We start from the raw sequence: 19,503 nt of genomic DNA on the forward strand, positions 1-19,503 counted from the left end.
TCGCCGGAGCCGTAGCCGGAGCCGGAGCCGTCGCCGGAGCCGTAGCCGTAGCCGTCGCCGGAGCCGTCGCCGGAGCCGTAGCCGTCGCCGGAGCCGGAGCCGGAGCCGTCGCCGGAGCTGGATAGAATCAAACCTTCCATACCGGAACCCCCTCAATGCTTTCCTTTGCTTTTTTGGTGATTGGAATAATTTCTATTACCTCTAGCAGGGTAACTCTATCTACTGAAACAGGGAACTTGCAGTCGTTCGGAGAACTTGTCCCATCAGTGGCAAGCTGAGAGAGGCTAGCCGCACCCGCCCATTTCCAGATGCGACGGGCATTTCTGAGTACAACTTCTTTCCCGTCTCGGCTCTCGATGTACCCCGCAAAAACTCCTGCAGAATATGTACGCACCATGCAGTACTTCATGCTGGCCAGTTTAGGGGCCATTTGAACCACACTGTCCTTGGGAATATAAGTAACTCCATTGATTTCGATTTCGTTGATTTTCTGTTCCATTTTCTTTTCTTCCTTTCATTATTTTCAGGCAAACTCCCGCCACCGTTGGGCGAATACGCTTGGATAAATAACAGTGCCGCTCGGTATCGGCTTGTTCAGCCGGGTGTAGCCGGCCCGCTGCATCTCTGCACGGGCCTTGCTCCGAAAAAGCTCTCGCATGGTGTCACCTCTGTAAAATTTTCTATGCGCTCTCTTTGTTCTGTTCCCCGACCGCCTGTCCCTTCGCTCTGACGGTCACCGTAATCTGGACTCCATATTTCTCGCCGAGGATTCGGGCTAGAGTTTCATAAAACAGTTTTCCATTCAAATGATTTTCAAATGTGCCCTCCATAGTAACCGCCTCCTTCCTGACAACTTATGGGACAAAAGTTGTCCTATATGTATTCTTTCTCACACCCTCTCACTGGCCCGCGCCATCTCAGGCACTGTCCTGCTGTGCCCGTTGCTGGTCCGCCTTAAAAGGCATGCCCTCACCGAAGGCCAGAAGCTTTTCCTTTTCCGTTTCGCTCAGCTGCGGAATGATTCGTCCAAAGGGCTCCATGATCTTTTTATCTTTCTCGGACACTTGCCTCTCCTCCTTTCCTTGCCTCCTCTCGCCGCCTGTGCTATAATGGCGGCGGAAGGAGGTCAAAACATGGATATTGAAAAAATCGCTTATGGGCTTTCTATCGCTTATGCAAAATCGAAGTTTGACAACGAATTAAGAAAGGGAACTCAGTTTTATCATGGTGCTGCTCCAGAAGAAGTCGAAGAACTGGAATATCTGATTGAACAATTCACCTGCGCTTATGACTATTACAGCAATATTGATGAAACAGAGTTTAAAAAAAGAATGTATCAATCCTGATTTCCCGTTGTCATGATGGCCGATTTCTTAGCAGCATCAACTGCTCGTTCAAATTCAGCTACTGTTAGGCGTAGTACCGCAGATATCTCAACTATCTGCGTTGCTGCGTCTAACACTTTTTTGTCGGATTCCTTAATCCTGGAAGCAACATCCGTCTGTGTTCTCATTTTTTCACCCCCTCCCCGCCGCCGTTTCTTGCGTTACGCAATAGTCCGGTTTATTGTACATGTCATGCGCTACACTTTTTCTCTACAAGCCTTTGAAAAGCTGCTGTCAATGCGGCCTCTGCACCCTACTTGGGCATGTCTGCAAAATGATTACTTCCGTATACAATATGATGTGTTTACAAAAAATTTACAGTACATAATCTTGTACTATTGGTCGTTTCATGATATGCTTGTTTCACCCTTTGAAAGTAGGTGAAGCATATGGTTGCACGTCAGGGATTCATGGTCGAAAAGCTGTCTCAGGAAAAAATTGAAGCGTTGATTGCTCAGTACACAGCTCTCGGCTGGCAACTTCATAGTCTGTCAGACATCGGTTCACAGCGTCTTCTGACATTTGATTGGCCGTTTGACTCTGAGCCTCCAAAAATAAAGTGATGATTCCGTGCTCTGTGCCAAACATCTGAGGAACGGTAAAAAGTGTGTATCCATGCCTGATATACCTTTTTGCCGTTTCTCTGTCGTTTGTGACGACAAAATCTTTTATGGGGCCGAGTTCCGGGTATGAATATGTGTAAATAATTTTCCCACCCCCAAAAGTCCGGTTTATCACCCTCACTCCGTGCTACACTGCTCGCTAGGCAACTCCAAAATTTCCCGGATGGCCCGGACAATTTTCGGGGCGTTGCGCTGGCCGGTGAGGATTTTGTACATGTAGCCGCTGTCCGCATACATCCCGTAGCGATTACTAACTTCCTCCTCTAGCCATTTCTGGCTTTTACCTCGCTTTAATAGCTCCGTCTTAACGCACAAACCAAAAGGGGTGAATTTGCAGGAATCCACAAAAAAGAACCTCCTCTCAAAAAAAGTGTTGACAAGTACGCCTTAATGTACTTATAATGAATATGCTACCAATCACAGAAGTACTTATTTGCGCCTTTCTGTCTTGCATTATAGTCCACTATCACGTACTTTGCAAGTGTTATTTCGCGCTAAAAAGTACTTTTGTAGATTTGCCCAAAAACGGGGGTACTTATATGTGGACTTTATACGAAAGTATTTTATCCCTCTGCGCTGAAAGGGGGATAAAAGGCGGGAAAATGTGCGTCGATCTTGGTTTAAGTAAAAGTTTAATGACTGATTTGAAATCTGGCCGTAAAAAAGGAATAACGGCTGACACTGCACAAAAAATAGCTGATTATTTTAATGTTTCGGTTGATCGGGTTTTGGGTAAAGAAAAAGCGCCCATCCAGGAGGGTGAGCGCCAGCCAAGTGACGATGAAATTAAATTTGCCCTCTTTGGCGGCGGCGGTGAAATTACCGACGCAATGTTTGATGAGGTAAAGAATTTTGCGGCCTACGTCAAACAGAGGGAGGAAGAAAAGAAAAAGAAGGGATAGCATGAAGGATTCAATCTCTCTTTTCCGCATTGCGGAAGAGAAAGATATACCCGTTATTCCGTTCCAGCTTCCGGAAACGGGTTCTCTCTGTGTTCAAAATGAAACCGGGAATTGTTTCATCGGTATCGACGAAAATTTACTGGAGACTGAATCTGATAAAAAAATTCACTTGGGGCACGAGCTGGGCCATTGCATAACCGGAAGTTTTTATAATCGTTATGCAACCTGTGATATCCGTCAAAAACATGAGAACCGGGCAAACCGATGGGCCATAGAAAAACTAATTCCAGCGAATGAGCTTGATAATGCGGTTGCGGATGGGTACACCAGTATATTTGAGTTGGCGGAGCACTTTGAGGTAACCGAAGATTTTATGCGAATGGCTGTCTGTTGGTACATATATAGGAGCTTTGATACAGATTTATATTTTTAATAACTACCCGCCAGGGGCGGATAAATAGAGAGGAGAAAACCATGTATTGCAGAAACTGCGGACAGCCGCTCAACCCAAAAGCGGACTAAGGAATCCTTATTTTGACAGGTACAATTAGCAAAGAAAAAAAGGAAACCCGATTGAAAATAAAAAACCGCCCCTGGTGTTGGATCACCAGAGACGGTCACGGGGCAGTAAATCTTGGCGGATGCTACTGCCCCTCTATTATACCGCATATTTTTGTGGTGTAAAGGGGGAATTTTTGTGCCTAAACCAAAAAATGAATCCATGGCCCCCCGCCGTGCGGCTTTGTACATTCGGGTGTCTACAGAAGAACAGGCCAGAAAAGGCTATTCACTCCCCGCGCAGAAGGAGGACTTGGAGGAATACGCCCACAAAAACGGCTATGCAATCGCCGGATATTATATCGACGAAGGCAAAAGCGCCCGAAAAAAATACACTAAGCGCAAGGAGTTCATGCGGATGCTGGAGGACGTGAAGGCCGGAAAGATTGATGTGATTCTGTTTATCAAGCTGGACCGCTGGTTCCGGAGCGTGGCCGACTATTACAAAATCCAAGAGATACTTGACGCCCATAATGTGGCCTGGAAAACCACTCAGGAGCACTATGACACTGAGACTACCAACGGCCGGCTGTACATCAACATCCGCCTATCCGTAGCCCAGGATGAAAGCGACCGGGACAGCGACCGCATCAAGTTTGTATTCGACTCCAAGGTTGCCAGGGGTGAGGTGATTTCCGGATCACTCCCTATGGGCCTGATGATCCAAGACAAACATGTGGTGCCAGACCCGGAGACAGCGGATATAGTCCGGGAATTTTTCAGGCATTACAAAGAACACGGCACTATCAATGGCGCTATGACCTACATCCGGGAAACTTATGGAATCATCCTGTGGGACCCGTCCGCCCGAAAAATGCTGCACAACCCTCTGTATAAGGGGATGTACCGTGACAATCCAAATTATTGTGAGCCGTTGATTCCGCCAGAAGAGTTTGACGCCATCCAAAAACTGCTGGAGCGGAGGTCCATCCGGCAGAATGAGAGCGGCCGAGTGTATATTTTTGCTGGCCTGCTCAAATGCCAGGAGTGCGGTCAGAAGATGACAGGGAGCCACAGCACTGACAAAAAATGTGAACGTAAGTTTTACCGCTGTCGAAATGCAACCATCTATCACAGATGCACCCACCGCCGTCAGATGGGGGAAAATAAACTTGAAAAATGGCTGTTGCTCAATTTGCCTTTGGAGTTGGACCGCTGGGAGACTGAGTGGAATATTGCCACCTCCAAAGTCAAACATCCGAAGGTGGACCGGGCAGCCATCCAGCGGAAGATGGACCGGCTCAAGGACTTATATGTCAATGAGCTGATCACCATGGAACAGTATCGTGAGGACTGGGCAAAATACTCCGCTCAGCTTCAGGAGGCTCAGGAGACAGAACCGACACCGCCCCCGGACTTTCGCAGCCTGCGAGAGCTCTTGCAGTACGAGCTGCCCAACATCTACCCAACTCTCACGCCTGAACAACACCGTGACCTCTGGCGCTCCGTGATACAGGAAATTTGTCTCGATGGAGATAACATCCCCCGCGTTATTTTTCGAGAGTAGTTGTACTAATTTATATTGTCCTGTGGGACCCATCGGCCCGGTGGGGCCAACGCCGGGGTATGGCGGGAAGGGACCGGGGCCCGGAGGGCAGGGAGGTACAGGGGGCAGAGGGCCGGGGCCGGGGCAGCCGCAGTCGCAGTCACAGCCGCAGCCTGTGCTGCATCCGCAGCCAGTATTGCACCCGCAGCCTGTGTTGCAGCCGGAGCCGCACCCGCAGCTGGAGCAGCCGCTCAGGCGGGCTACCACTCCGTCTCCGCTGCTCTGCTCCCAATCAGAAGCATAATATCGTTTCATAACGCGCTCCTTCTACTTCAAGTAATGGATGTGGCGATGCCACATACCATACTATGACCGCAGCGCCTATCGGTGCGGGATCTTTACAGCGGGGATCTTTTCTTTTATAATAGAAGAAAAGGAGGCGCATTTTCATTGAACACCATTGAAATCCCCACTCTGCTCTTCTGGGAGAACGGCAACAGCTGGTACGGAAGTCTCGGCGGAGCCCGTTTCTTTATCAAGCCGGAGACTCCCGAGGGGGCGGAGGAGACGCAGCTTACCGTCCAGCTCTGGAGGGGTCCGCTGGCGATGGACCGCAGCGAGGTCATCGCCTCCGCCGCCTTCCCGATGACCGAAGAGGGACTGGCTCAAACTGCCGCCTGGCTGAAAAAGCAGGCGGAGGAGCTGAGCCGGGAGGCGTTTCCTATTTGATGCCTCTCCCCCGCCCTTTTTCGGACAACCTGACAAAAATTATTTAACCGTTGCATTTTCCGGGAATATTTTGTATAATATGACCATCATCATTCGATGAGGAAAGGAGCTTTTCTTAATGCTGAAAAAACCAAAAATTTTGGTCGTGGGCAGCTTTATGATGGACCTGATTGCTTCCACCAGCCGCGCGCCGGCCTCCGGAGAGACTGTCATCGGCAAGAAATTCCAGACCGCCCCCGGCGGCAAGGGGGCCAACCAGGCCGTCCAGTGCGCCCGCCTGGGCGCTCAGGTCACCATGGTGGGCCAGGTGGGCGACGACGCCTTTGGCAAGATTATGCTGGAAACCGCCCAAAAGTCCGGCGTGGATGTCTCCCACGTGACAGTGGACCCCAACGAGTCCTCCGGCGTGGGCCACATCGTGCTGGAGGTCACCGAGCACGGCGCTCAGAACCGGATTACCGTCTGCCCCGGGGCCAACTTCACCCTGACAGTGGAGGACGTGGCCTGGCTCAAGGACGATATCAAGAACTACGACCTGGTCATGATGCAGTTTGAGCTGCCTATGCCCGTCATCGAGGCGGTGGCCCAGTGGGCCCATGACGCGGGGGTCATTGTCATGATTAACCCCGCTCCCGCCGCCCCCATGTCAGACAAGCTGCTGGCCTGCGCCACCTACATCTCCCCCAACGAGCATGAGGCCGCCATCCTGGCTAACCACTCCATCAATGTGGACAACGGCATCAACTTTGACGACGTGGAGATTGTCTCCCAGGCCTTCCAGGCCCGGGGGGTGGAGAACCTGATTATCACCATGGGGGAGAACGGCTCCATCGTGGCGGGCAAAAACGGCATCCATCACACCCACTGCGTCAGGATGCCCCACGTGGCCGACCCCACCGCCGCCGGCGACTCCTTCGTGGCCGCCTTCTGCACTGGCCTGACCGCCGGCCTGCCTCAGGGCGAGGCCCTGGCCTTCGCCAGCCACACCGCCGCCATCACCGTCTCCCGCATGGGGGCCATGCCCAGCCTGCCCACCGCGTCGGAGGTTCAGGCGCTGCTCCGGGAGCGGGGCTACAACGGCTTCGACCCTGCGGAGCTGGACGCACTGAAATAATAAAAAGGAGTAGGTTACTATGCTGAAAACTGAGAGCAAGCAGGCGGTAGAGCAGTTCTTCGCCAGCGTGGACACCGAGTTCAACGCCTTTTTGAAGGCCCGCACCGCCGACGAGTACGAGGCTGCCGCCCAGCTCATTCTGGACTCCCAGGCCCAGGGCGGCCGGCTGCACATCACCGGCATCGGCAAGCCCGGCCATGTGTCCGCCTATATGGCCTCCCTCTTCTCCTCCACCGGCAACCCCTGCTACTTCCTCCACGGCACCGAGGCCGTTCACGGCTCCTGCGGCCAGCTGGCGGCGGGGGATGTGGTCATCTGCATCTCCAACTCCGGCGAGACCGGCGAGCTGAAGGCCACCGTGCTGGCTATTAAGAACAACGGCTGCAAGATTATCGGCGTATCCGGCAATCCTGACAGCTGGCTGGCTAAGGAGAGCGACGCCTTCCTCATCGCCGGCGTCAAGGCCGAGGGCGGCCCCCTGAACCGGGCTCCCCGGAACTCCATCCTGGCCGAGACCCTCACTCTCCAGGCCCTGTCTGTAGCCCTCCAGGTGGAGAAGGACTGGGACCCCGTCAAATACGTCCGCTGCCACCCAGGCGGAAAGCTGGGCCAGCTGCGGGAGAACGAAAAATAAGGAAATATTTACTCTGCTCCGCTCCGCCTTTTCAGGCAGAGCGGAGCTTTTTTCGCACTTTTTTCTATTCTTTTATCATTCCCCATCTGCTGACGAAATTTTAGACACCCTCCTCCATCTGTCTATTGAAAGAGCCGCCGCCCGCCGTTACAATCAACATCAATCTAGGGCCGGCGCCCTGCCGCCGGCAGTCTTCAAGGAGGAATCACTTATGAAGCAATCCCACCGAAAGCGGCCCCTGGCCCTGGCGATGGCCGTGCTTATGACAGCGGGCTGCACCCTTCCGGCCTCAGCCGCCTCTATCGGCAGCGGCGTGAGCTCTACCTATGATGAGGCCTACTACGCCACCCTGGACTACTACGGCAACCTGCTGGAGGGCAGCGTGGTCAAGAGCTATGCCCTCAACGGCGCGGCCAAGATCACCGACTACGGCACCTACGACGAGGTGGTCAACCTCACCGACAGCACCCCCGCCAAGCTGGGCCAGGGACAGACGGACTTCCAGTTCAGCCAGGCCCCCGGCCACTTCTATTTTGAGGGCAAGACCGCCCAGCCCTTCCAGGACCTGCCCTGGACCATCACCCTGCGGTACTCCCTCAACGGCGTCCCCGCCCGGGCGGAGGAGCTGGCCGGGCAGAAAGGCGTGGTGGACATCGACCTGGACCTGGTTCCCAACCGGGCCGCCAGCGCCTACGCCAGGTACAACTACACCCTGGAGGCCATGGCTATCTTCAACGAGGACGACATCCTCTCCCTGGACGCCCCCGGAGCCCAGGTCCAGCTGGTGGGCAACCTGCGCTCCGTCCTGTTCATGGCCCTGCCTGGGGAGGAGCAGCACTTCACCATCCGGGTGGGCAGTGACGACTTCTCCTTCAACGGCATGACCATTCTGATGGTGCCCGCCACCCTGAGCCAGCTGGAGGAGATCGCCAAGCTGTCCCAGCGCAAGGACGAGCTGGAGGAGGACTACCGGGCCCTGTCCGGCAGTCTGGACGCCCTGCTGGACGCTCTGAACGACATCCAGGACGGGCTGTACGCCTCCGCCAACGGCCTGGATCAGCTGGACAAGGCCCGGGGCACCATCTCTGGCGGCAAGGGTCAGCTCTATGACGAGGCCGGCGTTCTCCGGGGCGACCTGTCCGGCATCGCCGACCTGCTGGAGCCGGCGGAGCAGCGGATTCAGATCCTGAGCCAGACCATTGCCAGCTCCAAACTCACCCTGAACGAGATGACCGACACCGCCGTGTCCCTGAAGCATCAGCTGGACGGGATAGAGGCCGCCCTGGAAAGCCTGGCCGACGGCACCGGAGATGTGAAGCAGGTGGTCTACGGCCTGGCGGACATGAAGGACAGTCTCCGCCGGCTGGAGCGGTCCCTGGACAACAGCCACATCAGCTCAGGCGGCTCCTCCGACAGCTCCACCCCTGGCACGGCCCTGGTGAACCAGGTGAAGGAGGTCCACAGGGCCTATGAGACCGCCAGAGACGGAGGCAGAACGGCCGCCTTCACCGCCCTGCTGATGCTCCAAGGGGAGAGCTCCTCCAGTGCCAGTGAGAAGGCCGCGGCTGCCGCCCCCCTGGCCGAGGCGCTGTCCGCCGGTGCCACGGAGGAGATGATTATCGCCAGTCAGACGAAAAAGGTGATCTTCGAAAAGGTCCCCGGGGTCACAGAGGACACCTATGAGGCGGTCCTGGCCTCCCCCACCGGAGCGGCCATCCAGGCCCAGGTGGCTCAGACGGTCCGGGCTCAGCTCCCCGAGGTGAAAAAGCTGGACGGCCTGTACCAGGTGGCTCAGAGCAGCTCCTTCCAGACCTTCTGCGAAAATCTGCCCGGCGTCTCCAAATCCCAGGCCAAGCAGATGGCCGACCTGTGGACCATCTATAGCAACGGCGGGACCCCGGCGGCAGGCGGCATGATGTCCGGGGCCCTGGCGGGCAGTATGCTCAGCGGCAGGCTCCTTCTGGCCTCCGCGGGAATCTCCGACACCCAGGACAGCACCCCCGGCGTCGTCCCCCGGGATACTCCGTCCGACTCCGGCAGCGAGCCCGCCCCGGACAGCGGCAGTTCCCCCGAGTCTGACCCCGACGGCAGCGCCTCACCCGACTCTGACAGCGAGCCCGCGCCGGACAGCGGCGACTCCGCCCCCGATTCCGACAAAAGCTCCGTGGGCAGTGCGGCGGTGGATCTCATCGCCAACGGCCTGGATTCGGCCAACGCCAAGATCAGCGCCATCCAGAAGGAGCTGAACAACACCCTCAAGCGCATCGCCACCCCTACCGCCGACGTGGTGGGCAAGCTGGCAAGCCTGTGCGACGACATCGGCGAGCTGGCTGACCTGCTGGACGACGCGGAGGACCTGGCCTATGCGCTGAGTCAGACCTCCGGAAAGCTGTCCTCTATTCTGGACAGCGTGGACGCCCTGCGGCTCACTCTGAACGAGTATGAGCCCACCCTTCAGGAGGGGCTGACCTCCATGGGAAGCCTGTCCACCGCCGCCGTCACCACCCTGCGGGACATGGAGACCCTGCTGGCCGACACCGAGTCCCTGATGCGGACCTCCGGCGTCCAGCTGGACGCCGGCACCAGGCAGACCCTCCGGGGGCTAGCCTCCACCCTGAGGCAGACAGGCGCGGCCCTGTCCACCACCCAGAACGTAAAGAACTCGAAAAACGCCCTCACCGGCATCATCGAGGACACCTGGCACGAATACACCGGCGACATCAACAACATTCTGCTCATGGACGCCGAGGCCCGGGCGGTCTCCCTCACCGATCCCCGCAACCCCATCCCCTCCAGCGTCCAGGTTTTGATCCGCACTCAGGAGATCAAGGCAGAGGATGGGGAGGCGTCCGGCCTGACTGCCGAGCCGCTGTCCGCCAAGACCGCCGACAACGGCACCTTCTGGAGCCGGGTGGCCCAGATGTTCAAGGACTTCTGGCTGTTCCTGACCGGCATCTTCCGCTGAAAGGAGAGACCCCCATGCTGGAAAAAATCGCCCGCTGGCTGACACGGAAGCCAAAGCTGGTAGCACTGACCGCCCTGCTGATGCTCATCCCCTCCGCCCTGGGGTACATCGGCACCCGGGTGAACTACGACATCCTCACCTACCTGCCCCAGGACCTGGAGTCCTCCCAGGGGGAGCGGCTGCTGGAGGAGCCCTTTCACATGGCGGCCACCAGCATGCTCATTGTGGAGGATATGCCCGCCGCCTACACCAACGGCCTGATCAATGAGATCAGGAAGGTTCCCAATGTCTCCAACGCCGTGTGGCTGTCCAACGCGGTGGGCATCCAGATTCCTCTGGACTTCATCCCCGCCGGCCTGCGGGACATGTTTTTCGCCGGCGAGGCCACTATGATGATTATCCAGTACGACAAATCCGGCGCTGACGAGGAGACCATGGAGGCCATCGAGAATGTGCGCAGGCTGTGCAATGAGAAGTGCTTCCTGGCCGGCTTCTCAGTGGTCATCAAGGACACCAAGGATCTGGTGGACAGAGAGCTGCCTGTCTATGTGGGGCTGGCCGTGCTGCTGTCTCTCATCGCTATGTCCCTGACGATGGAATCCACCGTCCTGCCCTTCGTCTTTCTGACCAGCATCGGCATGGCCATCGTCTATAACTTCGGCACCAACATCTTCCTGGGCCAGATCTCCTACATCACCCAGGCCATCGCCGCCGTCCTCCAGCTGGGGGTCACCATGGATTACTCCATCTTCCTCTACCACCGCTACCAGGAGGAGAAATCCCGTTACGAGGACAAGCGGGACGCTATGTCTCAGGCCATTGTGGCCGCCTTTACCTCCCTGTCCGGCTCCAGCCTGACCACCATCGCCGGCTTTATCGCCCTGTGCTTCATGCGCCTGACTCTTGGCCGGGATATCGGCATTGTCATGGCCAAGGGCGTGGTGCTGGGGGTCGCCACCGTCATTCTGGTCCTGCCCGCCCTCCTGCTGCTGTTCGATAAGCAGATTGAAAAGCACAGGCACCGCAGCCTGCTGCCCGATTTCAGCCGGGTCAACAGCTGGGTGGTCCGGCATCGGAAGGGCTTTGCCATTGTATTCCTGGTCCTCTTCGCCCCGGCGCTGTACGCCCAGTCCCACACCGCCGTCTACTACAAGCTGGACGAGGCCCTGCCTCAGGATATGGCCTCCATCGTGGCCAACAGCAAGCTCAAGGACGAGTTTGACATGGCCGTCTCCCACTTTGCCGTTCTCCGGGACGACATCCCGGCCGCCGACATGAACCAGCTGGAGGAGAGCCTCCGGGAGGTGGAGGGCGTCACCTCGGTGCTGTCCTACCACGCCCTGCTGGGCTCCGGCATCCCGGATTTCTTCATCCCCCAGGATGTGCGGAACATGCTCCGGCAGGAGGGCTGGCAGCTGATGATGATTAACTCCCAGTTCGCCACCGCCTCCGACGCGGTGTCCGCCCAGCTGGACTCCCTGAACGCCATCCTCAAGCAGTACGACCCGGGCGCCATGATTACCGGCGAGGCCGCCCTCACTGACGACCTGATTAAGACCTCCGCCGTGGATTTCCAGGTGACCAACTACATCTCCATCGCCGCCATCCTGCTGATTGTGGCCTGGGTGTTCCGGTCGGCGTCCATGCCGGTAGTGCTGGTGGCCGCCATCGAGCTGGCTATTTTCATCAACCAGGGCATCCCCTACTTCACCGGCACGGTGATCCCCTTCGTCTCCCCCACCATCATCGGCTGTGTCCAGCTGGGAGCTACGGTGGACTACGCCATCCTGCTGGCTACCCGCTTCCGGGAGGAGCTCCAGTCCGGCAAGGACCGGGTGGAGGCCATCCAAATCGCCGCCACCGCCTCTGACGGCTCCATCATCACCAGCTCCCTGGTCATGTTCTGCGCCACCCTGTGGGTGGGCCTGATCTCTGAGATCGAGATTATCAGCTCTATCTGCACCATGCTGGCCCGGGGCGCCCTCATTTCCGCCCTGGTGAGCATCTTCCTTATGCCCCCGGTGCTGTGTGTCTGCGAGCCCCTCATCCAAAAAACCAGCCTCCACTGGCGGCAGGCCGCCCCCGTCCGGGAGCGCAGGCTGCGTTTCGCTGCTCACACCTCCTGACAGCAGAAAGCCGCTCCGTATCCCCCGGCGGGGCACGGAGCGGCTTCATATACTTTAAATCTGGGTTCCATCTCCCCTGCGGCTCAGTATCAACGCATAGACCCGGTGGAAATAAGCGGAGACGTCGTCCTTCATGCCGGTGTTCAGCCAGTCGATGATGTGTCCAAAGCAGGCGCATTTGTGGTATCGGACCAGCATGTCCTTGTCCTCCCGCCCGATCTCCTGATCGGCGAAGGCGGCGTCGATATAGGTGTCCACCACATAGCGGCAGACCTCCATCAGATACCGCTCAAAGACGTCCCGGCTCATAGAGTTGTATATATGGAGCACCGCCCGCCTGTGGTCCAGGACAAACTCCAGCGCCGCGTCGAAGCTGTCCTCCATGGAGTCGATGCTGGGGTGGTCGGAGATCAGGTCCTGGACCCGCTCGGCGATAATCTCCTCCAGCAGGGCGGGCAGGTCCTCGAAGTGGTAGTAGAAGGAGTTGCGGTTGATGCCGCAGGCCTCCACGATGTCCTTCACCGTAATCCGGTTCAGGGGGCGCTCATCCAGCAGGGCAACAAAGGTCTCCTTAATTGCTTTCTTGGTAAAATTTGGCATAGAACAGTACCTCCTTCACCCCAGAGCCGGGCTAGATTGTGACCCGCAGGGGGCAGTCTGACAGAGACACCCGCTCCGCCAGAGCGCAAAGCCCGTTGTCCCGCAGGTAATCCTGAAAAATTGCCATGGACTGGGTGGAGTCCGGCCCGATGATGATCTCGGTCACCAGGTCCTCCAGGCCGATGCCCGCCTCCCCGCACATGGCCCGCAGGTCCAGGGGGTAATATTTCTTGATCCGCTCCTTGGTCACGTGGTAGCAGGGCTCCACGTTGAGCCCGTCCTTCCCGAAGGGGGAGACCACCAGCCGCATCTCGTACTCTGAGGAGAATGACGGGTGCTTGAAGGACACCGAGCAGGCCCAGGCCTCACACATGGCCCGCCGGATCTCCGGATCCTCACCGGACAGCTGCCTCCCCTCCCGGATCAGCCGGCAGAACTCCTCCACCATGGGGTGGCCGGCCATGTCGTCCTGATAAAAGACCGCCTGGAGGGACAGCGCCCCCTTGGCCATCCTCTGCATATGCTCCCGGCGGAAGCCGATGCACACCCCTCTGCCCCGGTTCCCGTACCGCTCCCACTGGGCCGCGTCGTCCCGGTGGAAGGAGAAGCAGGCGGCGAAGGCGGAATACTCCTTCTTCAGCTCCTCTCGGAACAGGGCCTTCACTGCGTTGGCATGTTCTCCGCCGCCCCCGCTCTCCAGCCGCTCCACAATGGCGCTGCAAAGACGGTTCATAAAGTGCCGCATCTCTGCCGAGTCATTCATGCGCAGGACGTTGTTCACCCTGAGCTGAGCACAGCGCAGGATGCCGTCCACAGCCTGAAAGTCTGTGTAATGATAGAGAATCTTTTTGTCCGTCCGGCTCATCGCGTGCCCTCCGTTCCCCCGGCGGACCCTCCGCCACCCATTTTATTGTCCTTCTAGAGCAATATGCAGAATGATTGACAGCGGCTTGTAGGGGCGGACATTGTCCGCCCGCTCTGCCGGTACACACCGCATGATTGTCCGGGCGCACAATGTGCGCCCCTACATGGTGTCATATATTCTGATGATTGCTATAAAATTAGTATACCGCATCGGAGCGGAGAAATCAAACTTTGTTTTCAAAGAGAAAAGACTCCCGCCATTTTTGGACGGGAGTCTTTTTCTCTCTTTACCAGCGGTTGAAGCCCCGCAGGACCAGCACCTGGCTGTTCATCCCCTTGCTCATGTCGCTGGCCAGGAAGAGGGCGGCGTCAGCCATGGTGTCCGTGCTGAACACATCCCCTCCGGCCTGGAGGATGAACTCCCGGCGCTCCGATTTCTGGAACAGCTCGGTGTCCACCGGGCCGGGGCAGATGGCGTTGATGCGGACATTCTGCTCCAGCTTGCGCACCTCGTCTCCCAGAGCCTGGGTGAAGCAGACCACGGCGGCCTTGCTGGCCGAGTAGGCCGCGCTGCCCGGCAGGCCCCGGAGGGCCGCGCCGCTGCCGATGTTGATGATGTTGCCCGCCTTCCGCTCCAGCATCCCGGGGAGGAAGGCGCGGGTCACCAGCATGACGCTGCGCATGTTGGTGGTCATAATCTCGTCAAAGGTCTCGATTGGCATCTCCAGGAAGGGCATTTCCCTGCTGATGCCCGCGTTGTTCACCAGAATATCCACCTGGCCGTGGGCCTCCAGGACCTCTTTTGCCAGCTTCTCCACCTGGTCCGCCTGGGACACGTCCGCCTGGAAGCAGGCGGCCTGTCCTCCCTGGGCCCGGATCTCCTCCGCCACCGGCTCCAGGCCGGACAGCTTACGGCCCACCAGCAGGATTTTGGCCCCCTGTCCGGCGAATTTCACCGCGATGCCCTTGCCGATCCCCCGGGAGCCCCCGGTGATCAGGGCGTTTTTTCCTTGCAGCATGTTCTCCATTAGAACGCCTCTCAGCCCCGGTTGACGCAGAACTTGGGCTCCCGGCCGGCCAGGGTGTCGATGACGTTCTGGGCGGCCACCATGCTCACCTTGTGGTAGGACTCATAGCTCTCCGCGCCGGTGTGGGGGGTCAGAACCACGTTCTGGCACTTGAAGATGGCGGAATCGGCGGGCAGGGGCTCCACCTCGAAGGCGTCCAGGGCCGCGCCGGCGATCTTACCGGACAGCATGGCCTCGGCCAGGTCGTCCAGGTCCACCAGGGCGCCCCGGGCGGCGTTGATGAGGAAGGCGCCGTCCTTCATCCGGGCGAAGGTGTCCTTGTTGAACAGGTGGTGGTTCTCGGCGGTGGCGGGGACGTGGAGGCTGATGATATCGCAGGTCTCGATGATCTCGTCCTGGCTGACCATCTCCACCCCCAGCTTCTTGGCGGCCTCCTCGTTGGGGAACAGGTCGAAGGCCTTCACCTTCACGTCAAAGACCGTCAGCTTCCGGGCCACCTCCCGGGCAATGGCGCCGAAGCCCAGCAGGCCCACCGTCTTGCCGGCCAGCTCGTTGCCGATGTACCGGGTCCAGGTGCTCTTCTCCATGTCCTTGTGGAGGGAGATCACACCCCGCAGCACGTCGATGATAAAGCCGATGGTCAGCTCAGCCACAGCGTTGGAGTTCTGGCCGGGGCAGTTGCAGGCCTTCACACCGTACTTGGTCGCGTCAGGCAGGTTGATGTTGTCCACGCCCACGCCGAATTTGCACACGCACTTCAGCTTGGGGGCCAGCTTGAACACCTTCTCGTCATAGTAGTCCATGCCGATAATGGCCGCGTCGATGTCGGGGATAATCTCCGCCAGCTCCTCATAGCTGTATGCGGGGAAGGGGCGGGAGGGGTCGAAGATGACCTCGTGGCCGTTGTCCTCCAGCAGCTTCCAGGCGTCCTTGCACAGCTCGTCAAAGCGGGTAGCCGAAACCAAAACCTTTCCCATGGTAAAAACTTCCTTTCTACATGCGTTTTTTTAAAGTATCTGTCGACTGCTCAGGCCTGCTCCCCCTGGGCAAAGCGCCAAGGCATGGCGCAGTCCTGAACCGTAAACTTTCCGCCGCTGATCTCCAGGTCAATGCCGGTGATGTACCGGGCGGCGTCGGAGGCCAGGAACACCAGGGGCTTGGCCAGGTCCTCCGGCCGGCCCAGCCGGCCCAGGGCGATGTCCTTGGTGAACTTCTCCTTATACTGGGCCACCATCTCTTCGCTGATGGGGGTGACCACCATGCCAGGGATGTAGCCCACCACCCGGATGCCGTAGGGGGCCAGGGCCGCCGCGGTAGACCGGGTCAGGTTGGACACCGCCGCCTTGGTGGCCGCGTAAAGCACCCCGTTGGCGTGGGGAATTTTGGCGCAGAAGCTGGAGGCGTTGAGAATCACCCCGCTTCCCTGCTCCTTCATCAGCCGGGCGGCGATCTGGGTGCACTCCACCACCGCCCGCAGGTTGATGGCGCAGATCTGCTCCCAGTCCTCCCGGGTGAAATCCAAAAAGGGCTTGTTGACAGCGACGCCCGCGTTGTTCAGCCACACATCCAGGGAGCCGAATTTCTCCCGAACCCGCCGGGCATAGCCCTCTACCTTCTCCAGGTCGGTGACGTCGCAGCTCTCATAATAGACGGTAAAGCCCTCCAGGGCCATCTCCCGGGCAAATTCCTCCAGCGGCTCCAGCCGGCGGCCCAGAACGGCCACACGAGCCCCCTCCCGCAGAAACTCCTGGGCGGCGGCCCGGCCGATTCCGGTGGCTCCGCCGGTGATGACCACAGTCTTTCCGGTCAAATTCAGATCCATACACTCCGGCCTGAGCGGCCTGTCTCTCCTTTCCGGCGAAAGGGACGGCGCCCGGCACTCCGCCGGGCGCCGTCCCTGTGCTCATTTGCTTGCCTGAGGGCAGACGAATTAATAGTTGAAGGTGGACTTTACGTCGTTGACAAAGTCGGCGTAGGAGCCGGTCATGTACTTGTCGGCGATCATGGCGTCAGCGCTGGCATAGAAGGCGTCCATATCCAGCTCGCTCTGGGGCACGATCTTCACGCCGGCATCGGCGACGGTCTTGGCGCAGTCCTCGCGGAACTTCAGGATCTCCTCGTGGTAGTAGTTGCCCTGATACTTCTGGAGCAGGCCCATGAGAACGGCCTTGTAGTCGTCGGGCAGCTGATCCCAAGCGGTGGGGTTGGTGTAATAAGCGGAGACCAGGTAGCTGTGGTCGGTCTCATAGAAGGTATCCAGAACCTCATAGAACTTGCCGTCCACGGTGTTGGCGATGGGGTTGTCCTGGCCCTGAACCACGCCGGTCTGCAGGCCGGTGTACAGCTCAGTGTAAGCCACGGGCACGGGAGTGGCGCCCAGGCAGGAGATGACATCCTGCCACACTTGGGCCTCCATGGAGCGGACCTTGGTGCCGGACAGGTCGGCGGGGCTCTTGATCTGCTTCACGCCCTTGGTGGACAGGCAGCGGGAGCCGGTGCAGTTGAAGCCCAGAGTCACCAGGCCGGCGGTCTCCTCCAGCTCCTTGTACAGCTCATAGGCCTTGGGGCTGCTGGACAGGTAGTTCAGCTCGTCCTCCTCGCTGTGGAACAGGTAGGGCAGGGCGAACACGCCGAAGGTGTCCACGTAGGTGGACATTACGGTAACATTGGAGGTGACGAACTGAGCGGTGTTGTTGCGGACCAGCTCAACGGCCTCGGACTCGCTGCCCAGGACGGAGTTGTAGAAGATGTCCCACTTGAAGTGGCCGTTGGTCAGCTCCTCCAGCTCCTGGCCCATCAGCTTGACGGCCACGGACTGGGGGTTGCTCTCCTGGAGGCAGACGGCGATGGTCCAGGTGATGTCGTCGGTGGAGGTGACGGTGGCGTGGGCATCGGCGGCGGGGTCGCCGTCCCGGTAGATGGCGATGCAGGGATAGGGATCGCTCTCGTCATAGGTGTAGGCGCCAGAGGCGGAGCCGCCGTTGGAGCCGGCGGGGGTGCCGGGGTTCTGGCTGCCAGCGGAGGTGCCGGGATTACTGTTGCTGGCAGGGGGGGTATTGGGGTTCTGGACGGAGCAGGCGGCGATGGACAGGGCCATAGCCGCAGCCAGGGCAAGGGAAAGCAGTTTCTTCATCTTAAAATAGTCTCCTTTCAAATTGTTGGACAAAACATACATAACGTATGGTGTCACCGATTAAAATACCTCGAAGTCCAGCATCATGGGGATAGCCAGGGTAATGGGCTCAAAGAAGGTGATCGCCAGCAGGGCGATGAACATGGGCAGCAGCCAGGGCATAACATATTTGACCACTTTGTTGAAGTGGACCCCGGTGGTGCCGGCCAGCATAAACAGGGACTGACCGTAGGGAGGCGTCATCAGACCGATCATCAGGTTCAGCACCACGATCACGCCCAGGTGGATGGGACTGATGCCCACCGCAGTGGTCAGGGGCTGGAAGATGGGAACCAGCAGCATAATGGTGGGGGTGGAGTCCAGAATCATGCCGAAGAACAGCAGGATCACGTCGATAATCAGCAGGATGACCCACTTGTTGTTGGTGAGGGAGGTGATGCCGTTGTACATTTTCTCGCCCAGGTGCTCAAACTGGAGAACCCAGCCGAACAGGGAGGCGGAGGAGACAATGGCCAGAGCGGGGACGATGCCGGACACGGTGCCGTCCACCACCGCCAGCAGGTTCTTCACCGGCATGTCATGATAGATGAAGCAGACCACAATGATGCAGTAGGTGATAGCGATGCAGGAGGCCTCGGTGGGGGTGAAGTAGCCGCACATGATGCCGCCCATGATGATGATGGGGAGCAGCAGTGCGAAGAAGGAACGGCGGATGCAGGTAAACAGCTCCCGCATGGTAGCCCGTTTATGTACGGTATAGCCGCGGCGCTTGGCCACGATGAACACGGCAATGCACAGAATCAGCCCGATGGCGATGCCGGGGCCCACGCCGGCGGTGAACAGGGTGCCTACCGAGACGGAGGCGGCGGAACCGTATACGACCATGGGGATGGAGGGGGGAACGATGGGGCCCATGGTGGCGGAGGCGGCGGTGATGCCGAAGATGGTATCGTCGTCATAGCCCTCGTCCCGCATGGCCTTGATTTCCACATTGCCCAGGCCGCCCACGTCCGCCAACGCAGAGCCAGACATACCGGAGAACAGGAAGGAGGCCAGCACGTTTACATAGGCCAGGCCGCCGGGGAGATGTCCCAACAGGGCCCGGCAGAAGTTGAAGATACGGTCTGTGATACCGCCGTTGTTCATCACAATACCGGCGGCCATGAACATGGGGATGGCCAGCAGCACGAAGCTGTCCAGGCTGCCGTACATCTTAGCCATAACGGCCATGCTGTCGATATTGCCGTGGAGGAACACATAGCTCAGACCGCTGGAGAGCAGCGCCATATAGATGGGGGCGCCGCAGGCCAGGAATACAATAAATACGGCCAAATAGACCCAAAATGCCATACTCAT

General features: G+C 58.4%; 23 protein-coding genes. 10 read left to right on the forward strand and 13 right to left on the reverse strand.

The window, feature by feature from the left end; translation table 11 throughout:
* Window positions 1-127: 127 nt before the first annotated feature.
* The 4 genes from D1641_RS06730 to D1641_RS19125 form a co-directional block, all read right to left on the reverse strand.
* Window positions 128-499, reverse strand: a complete 372-nt coding sequence (locus D1641_RS06730) for a hypothetical protein (protein WP_160663958.1) — start codon at window positions 497-499, stop codon at window positions 128-130.
* A 24-nt stretch (window positions 500-523) separates the two neighbouring features.
* Window positions 524-658 (reverse strand): hypothetical protein, encoded by a 135-nt coding sequence (locus tag D1641_RS19675; protein WP_279285659.1) that lies wholly within the window; start codon window positions 656-658, stop codon window positions 524-526.
* Between the two features lie 22 nt (window positions 659-680).
* Window positions 681-830, reverse strand: coding sequence for a hypothetical protein (locus D1641_RS06735; protein ID WP_160663960.1), 150 nt, complete (start codon window positions 828-830; stop codon window positions 681-683).
* 87 nt (window positions 831-917) lie between these two features.
* Window positions 918-1,064 (reverse strand): hypothetical protein, encoded by a 147-nt coding sequence (locus D1641_RS19125; RefSeq protein ID WP_201757278.1) that lies wholly within the window; start codon window positions 1,062-1,064, stop codon window positions 918-920.
* 69 nt (window positions 1,065-1,133) lie between these two features.
* On the opposite strand from D1641_RS19125, the gene D1641_RS06740 reads away from it, so the two are divergent.
* Complete coding sequence (locus D1641_RS06740) at window positions 1,134-1,346, forward strand: hypothetical protein (RefSeq protein ID WP_160663962.1); 213 nt, start codon at window positions 1,134-1,136, stop codon at window positions 1,344-1,346.
* Here D1641_RS06740 and D1641_RS06745 read toward each other — a convergent pair.
* Complete coding sequence (locus D1641_RS06745; protein ID WP_160663964.1) at window positions 1,337-1,513, reverse strand: hypothetical protein; 177 nt, start codon at window positions 1,511-1,513, stop codon at window positions 1,337-1,339. The genes D1641_RS06740 and D1641_RS06745 overlap by 10 nt on opposite strands.
* Before the next feature lie 261 nt (window positions 1,514-1,774).
* Between D1641_RS06745 and D1641_RS06750 the strand changes: the two genes are divergently transcribed.
* On the forward strand, window positions 1,775-1,948 hold the full coding sequence (locus tag D1641_RS06750; protein WP_160663966.1) for a hypothetical protein: 174 nt from the start codon (window positions 1,775-1,777) through the stop codon (window positions 1,946-1,948).
* A gap of 177 nt (window positions 1,949-2,125) precedes the next feature.
* Here D1641_RS06750 and D1641_RS06755 read toward each other — a convergent pair whose 3' ends face one another.
* Window positions 2,126-2,353 (reverse strand): XRE family transcriptional regulator, encoded by a 228-nt coding sequence (locus tag D1641_RS06755; RefSeq protein ID WP_160663968.1) that lies wholly within the window; start codon window positions 2,351-2,353, stop codon window positions 2,126-2,128.
* 194 nt (window positions 2,354-2,547) lie between these two features.
* Here D1641_RS06755 and D1641_RS06760 point away from each other — a divergent pair, with 194 nt between their 5' ends.
* The 8 genes from D1641_RS06760 (at window position 2,548) to D1641_RS06795 (ending at window position 12,522) form a co-directional block, all read left to right on the forward strand.
* Window positions 2,548-2,910, forward strand: coding sequence for a helix-turn-helix transcriptional regulator (locus D1641_RS06760; RefSeq protein ID WP_160663970.1), 363 nt, complete (start codon window positions 2,548-2,550; stop codon window positions 2,908-2,910).
* Between the two features lies 1 nt (window position 2,911).
* A complete protein-coding gene (locus D1641_RS06765) occupies window positions 2,912-3,343 on the forward strand; it encodes an ImmA/IrrE family metallo-endopeptidase (protein WP_160663972.1) in 432 nt (143 codons plus the stop codon).
* 264 nt (window positions 3,344-3,607) lie between these two features.
* A complete protein-coding gene (locus D1641_RS06770) occupies window positions 3,608-4,975 on the forward strand; it encodes a recombinase family protein (RefSeq protein WP_160663974.1) in 1,368 nt (455 codons plus the stop codon).
* A gap of 429 nt (window positions 4,976-5,404) precedes the next feature.
* On the forward strand, window positions 5,405-5,683 hold the full coding sequence (locus D1641_RS06775) for a hypothetical protein (RefSeq protein WP_160663976.1): 279 nt from the start codon (window positions 5,405-5,407) through the stop codon (window positions 5,681-5,683).
* Between the two features lie 118 nt (window positions 5,684-5,801).
* Window positions 5,802-6,797 carry a ribokinase gene (locus tag D1641_RS06780; protein ID WP_160663978.1) on the forward strand — a complete coding sequence of 332 codons (996 nt, stop codon included), beginning with the start codon at window positions 5,802-5,804 and terminating at the stop codon, window positions 6,795-6,797.
* Window positions 6,798-6,816: 19 nt separating this feature from the next.
* Window positions 6,817-7,431 carry an SIS domain-containing protein gene (locus D1641_RS06785; protein ID WP_160663980.1) on the forward strand — a complete coding sequence of 205 codons (615 nt, stop codon included), beginning with the start codon at window positions 6,817-6,819 and terminating at the stop codon, window positions 7,429-7,431.
* Window positions 7,432-7,642: 211 nt separating this feature from the next.
* The gene (locus D1641_RS06790) at window positions 7,643-10,396 is read left to right on the forward strand and encodes a hypothetical protein (protein ID WP_160663982.1); all 2,754 of its coding nucleotides are present in this window, start codon (window positions 7,643-7,645) and stop codon (window positions 10,394-10,396) included.
* Window positions 10,397-10,410: 14 nt separating this feature from the next.
* Window positions 10,411-12,522, forward strand: coding sequence for an MMPL family transporter (locus D1641_RS06795; protein ID WP_160663984.1), 2,112 nt, complete (start codon window positions 10,411-10,413; stop codon window positions 12,520-12,522).
* A gap of 54 nt (window positions 12,523-12,576) precedes the next feature.
* Here the strand turns inward: D1641_RS06795 and D1641_RS06800 are convergent, their stop codons facing one another.
* From D1641_RS06800 to D1641_RS06830, 7 genes are all read right to left on the reverse strand, one after another.
* Complete coding sequence (locus tag D1641_RS06800) at window positions 12,577-13,122, reverse strand: TetR/AcrR family transcriptional regulator (RefSeq protein WP_160663986.1); 546 nt, start codon at window positions 13,120-13,122, stop codon at window positions 12,577-12,579.
* 31 nt (window positions 13,123-13,153) lie between these two features.
* Complete coding sequence (locus tag D1641_RS06805; protein ID WP_160663988.1) at window positions 13,154-13,987, reverse strand: DUF2971 domain-containing protein; 834 nt, start codon at window positions 13,985-13,987, stop codon at window positions 13,154-13,156.
* 286 nt (window positions 13,988-14,273) lie between these two features.
* Entirely contained in the window at window positions 14,274-15,014 is a 741-nt protein-coding gene (locus D1641_RS06810; RefSeq protein ID WP_160663990.1) for an SDR family oxidoreductase, read from the reverse strand.
* 11 nt (window positions 15,015-15,025) lie between these two features.
* A complete protein-coding gene (locus tag D1641_RS06815; protein ID WP_160663992.1) occupies window positions 15,026-15,991 on the reverse strand; it encodes a phosphoglycerate dehydrogenase in 966 nt (321 codons plus the stop codon).
* A 50-nt stretch (window positions 15,992-16,041) separates the two neighbouring features.
* Window positions 16,042-16,836: an SDR family oxidoreductase gene (locus tag D1641_RS06820; RefSeq protein WP_160663994.1), complete on the reverse strand. Its 795-nt coding sequence runs from the start codon at window positions 16,834-16,836 to the stop codon at window positions 16,042-16,044.
* A gap of 108 nt (window positions 16,837-16,944) precedes the next feature.
* Complete coding sequence (locus D1641_RS06825; RefSeq protein ID WP_160663996.1) at window positions 16,945-18,147, reverse strand: TRAP transporter substrate-binding protein; 1,203 nt, start codon at window positions 18,145-18,147, stop codon at window positions 16,945-16,947.
* Between the two features lie 60 nt (window positions 18,148-18,207).
* Window positions 18,208-19,503 (reverse strand): TRAP transporter large permease, encoded by a 1,296-nt coding sequence (locus D1641_RS06830; protein WP_243149300.1) that lies wholly within the window; start codon window positions 19,501-19,503, stop codon window positions 18,208-18,210.

It is taken from the genome of Colidextribacter sp. OB.20 (assembly GCF_009911595.1).
GTDB lineage: Bacteria > Bacillota > Clostridia > Oscillospirales > Oscillospiraceae > Lawsonibacter.